This window comes from Moorena sp. SIO4A1 (genome assembly GCF_010672065.1).
Taxonomy (GTDB): Bacteria; Cyanobacteriota; Cyanobacteriia; order Cyanobacteriales; family Coleofasciculaceae; genus Moorena.
Window position 1 is genome coordinate 1 of the sequence record NZ_JAAHHX010000580.1, and the last position, 1,635, is coordinate 1,635.

At 38.5% G+C, this 1,635-nt stretch carries 2 protein-coding genes; both read right to left on the reverse strand.

Going from position 1 to position 1,635, the window contains the following annotated elements; genetic code table 11:
* Positions 1–130: 130 nt before the first annotated feature.
* Positions 131–391: a hypothetical protein gene (locus F6K53_RS40850; protein WP_293085947.1), complete on the reverse strand. Its 261-nt coding sequence runs from the start codon at positions 389–391 to the stop codon at positions 131–133.
* Between the two features lie 736 nt (positions 392–1,127).
* Positions 1,128–1,635 (reverse strand): lanthionine synthetase LanC family protein (locus F6K53_RS40855; RefSeq protein WP_293085950.1); only part of this gene is annotated, 508 nt, incomplete at its 5' end.

The window sequence follows — 1,635 nt, forward strand, 5'->3', positions numbered from 1 at the left end:
ACAAGTGCAATCACACCTGCAGAATGTGGGGTTAAATATGACTCTTATACCTTAGGTAGAGAGATACTAACTAATAGCACTCAGAAACCAAGGTGGAAATATTTTACATCATGAAATTGTTGTTGAATGCTTAACCTTGAATGGTGTTGCCACACTGTATAATAGTATATCCTCCGGTGCATATATTAACAGTCCCTTGCTGGCATATATTAATAGTATTTCCTAGGGTGCAGACACCGCAAGATCCTAAAATACAAAACGAACCACCTCCTAGGATAGCCATTTGCTCACTTTCATCGCTCAGCTCCGTCATAAAGCTTTCTGAATCGTTAAACAACTCAGCACCAGATAGGTTAAGAGAAGAGAGTTCATGCACCTTAATATTAGCCATTTGAGTTTAACTCCAATAAATTTGTGTGATTGGTGTTGATTATCAATTAAGCTATTGATGCTTAATTGATACGTTGAATACTATCCCATTTTTGGTGTTTTATTTATCAAAAAAATCCTATATAAATAGGACATAAAAAATACACTTTTTTCTAGTTTATTTTTTTTTAAATGCAGTCGATATTGACGAAAATAATAATTCAGGATTAAATAGCATTGAAATCACTATTTAATTTCGCCATAACTAAAACAATTATGTCACTTAAATCAACCAATATAGTAACATTTACCTACTTAATCATGGAAATTTTGCCTAATAATTCGATTTACAGTTGTTGACTGGACAAAGTTAAGCTTAAGCAAATAAAGTAAAATCAGCGCCAGAAGATGCTGACGCTGATTTCCAAAGCAAACTTATGTATCAATCTCGTTCAGTTGATGAAATTGTGATTTCGGCTTAGGTAGGGTAGAGTAATACTCCCAAATCAGAACAGAAGTCATTAATCGTAAGGTGGGCAGTGCCTACCAACGGGCTTTGCAAGCTTCATTATCTGTCTGATGCACTGCCCACCCTACATGAACTCCACCTACCACCGACAAAGTTCATTTTACTCCCAAATCAGCACAGAAGGTAAGGATTCTGGAGAGGCTAAACGCAACAATTGATAACCTACACCTGCACTTCCCTTGAAAAAACTAGGACTGAAAACGGAGTTAGGCAAATGAGGTAAAAAAGCTTATGCTCCATGTTGTTTTGCCCTTGCTATTACCGATGCAGCCTGTGCCCTAGCTGTGTTTAGCCATTCCTGGTTGCCAAGTTTTTGGAATGCAACAACAAACAGTTCATTTCTGCCCAAACTCCCGCAGCAGAGATGGTCTACATCTATATTAGATATTGCATACTTCTTGGTGGTGTCCAAAGCTACCTCAATGTCAGAGTAAATTTCCTCTGTCTGTAGAATCGTTGAACTGCCTAAACGGGCTAATCCAATCCCCACACTGCCGTGACACCAGGCATGCCAGAAATTAATTTGATTTGTTTGTTCCAATGAAAGGAAATATGGCCAGTTTCGGACTGATGTGTCAAAGACACTGGTTTCATATTCGATTCCTTCTTTCGCCGCTTCCAAATAAACTTTGTCTGCTGTCGCAGCATATAGGTGTAGTAAAGAGAAGGAATTACCTGCTGCACCGTGAGAAAATCCGGTTAATGGGGTTTTACTGATTGTCTTCCAGGCTCTAGGG